The sequence below is a fragment of the Dankookia sp. GCM10030260 genome (assembly GCF_042666655.1).
Classification (GTDB): Bacteria; Pseudomonadota; Alphaproteobacteria; order Acetobacterales; family Acetobacteraceae; genus Paracraurococcus.
In genome coordinates this window covers 1-1,973 of record NZ_JBHTDE010000069.1, presented here as the reverse complement: position 1 = coordinate 1,973, position 1,973 = coordinate 1, and the positions used below count along the sequence as shown (strand labels likewise).

The window sequence follows — 1,973 nt, the reverse complement described above, 5'->3', positions numbered from 1 at the left end:
CTGCCTGATATGGCTTGTGAATTTGGGAAAATCAGGGGCGCGTGGCACTACGCCTGGGTCGCCCCCGGCGTTTGGGCAAAGTGTCGGGCGTTTGCGCTGGCGGCGACTGCCCAAGCGGCCTGACCCGAGGCGGCAGGGCGATGCGCAGGGCCTTGAAGATCCCGGCCGCGGTGCCGGTGGCTTCCGTGCGTAGCTCCCAGGTCTTGCCGTCCTGCTCGATGGTGGCGCGCTGCAGCCGCTCCAGGTCGCGCCGAACGTCATCCCACTCCGGCTGCGGCCCCGTCGCACGGCAGCGCGCATCGAGTTCCTTCCGCAGCACCAGGGCGAGGAAGGAGCAGAAGACGTGGCCGCGGATGGCAGCGTCGGAGGAGTGGAAGATCGGCCGGGTGCGGAGGGCGGACTTGGCCTGCCGGAACAGCTGCTCCACCGCGAGGAGGTCGCGGTAGCGGAGCATAGCCAGCAGCGGGCTGATACGGCTGTTGGTGCGCAGCACGAAGATACCGTCGAACCTGGCTTCGTCGGCGAGCCTGCCGGCATCGATCTCGAAGGCCGGCGCGGGGCGCGCGGCATCCGCGCTGTCGCCCTGCCGGGCGCGGACGCGGCGGAGGTAGCGGCGGTAGGCGGAGTTGCCGATGAGGGACTTGTCGCCCCGCTGTAACTGCTGCTCCAGCGCTGCGACGATAGCCTGTCGGTCGGTGCGGTCCTTCTCCGCCTCAGCCTCGTTGCGGCAGACAATGTAGCGGCGCCCGGCGATCAGCACCTCCTTGGCGAAGAGCTGTGTCTCCTGTCCGGCGGCGCGCGTGACCAGCAGCGGCGTGAAGGCGCGCTCGTCAGCCAGGACCACGTCGCGCACCAGGTTGTCGCTGCGCTCGCGGGCGCCGAGCACGTATTCCAGGCCGCGCTCCTCCAGGCCGCTGATGGTGGCTTCCGAGATCATGCCGCGGTCGGCGACGACGCAGACGCGGCCGATGCCGAAGCGATGCCGCAGGCGGTCGACCACCGGCAGCAGCACGCTGACATCGGCGGTGTTGCCGGGCCACATCTCCGTGCAGACAGGCCGGCCCTCAGCGTCCATCACCAGGCAGAGGATCATCTGCATCAGATCCGGGCGGTGGTCCTTGGAGTAGCCGCGCTCGCCGAGCGTCTCCCCGCCCTCGCCGGTGAAGCTGAGGGAGGTGGTGTCCATGAAGACGATGGAGAGTTCGCTGAACAGGTCGCGCCGACGTTCGAACAGCGCCTCCTCGATCTGGTCCTTGACGCAGCGCGGGGCAAAGGGGGTGGCGTGCTGCTGCCCACCGTCCACGGCGTCGAGTTCCTCGCCGAGCCAGGCCATGGCGCGGTAGAAGTGGTGAAGGTTGAGGTCGTCAGTGCCGGGGATGTCGTAGTCGGCCATCCACTTCTCGCAGGCACGGTCGGAGCCGGAGACCATCAGGCGATGCAGGACGGTGGTGAACACCGCCCGCTCCACGGCGAAGCCGAAGCCACGGCCGGCCAGCAGCGTCTCGAGCACGGCCTGGCAGCCAAGCTCGTCCCAGAGGCGCCCGAAGGTCAGCGGCGCGCCGATGCGGCGCAGGCCGAGGTGCGGGGCGCGCTGGTCGTCGTCGAGCGCCGAAAGCAGCAGCACCTGTTCGCAGAAGCGGGCACCGGAGGCCAGCAGCGCGGCAAGGCCGCCGTTGGCGGCGAGTTCGTCGGCGCGGCCGATTGTGGCGATGACGTGCTGTTGGACACGCGCGCCCTCGCGGCGGCTCTCGACGATCTGGAGGTAGCTGCGGGGACCGGATGCCTTGAGCCGGAAGAACATGTGCCGCTCCGCGAACGGAGCATCACGCTATGAGCTGAAAGTCAGCTTTTCAAGCCATTTTTCGCCATGTTCGTGGCACTACATATTTGCCAAACTCCGGGGAATCAGGCAGCAGGCCGCGCAAAATCAACCACTTGCCAACGGACTCCCAACGGGGACTGTTCAAGTTGGG

General features: G+C 68.2%; 1 protein-coding gene. It reads right to left on the bottom strand.

Going from position 1 to position 1,973, the window contains the following annotated elements; translation table 11 throughout:
- Positions 1-31: 31 nt before the first annotated feature.
- Positions 32-1,801 (bottom strand): IS1634 family transposase, encoded by a 1,770-nt coding sequence (locus ACFQS7_RS30820; RefSeq protein WP_380070966.1) that lies wholly within the window; start codon positions 1,799-1,801, stop codon positions 32-34.
- Between the last annotated feature and the right edge of the window lie 172 nt (positions 1,802-1,973).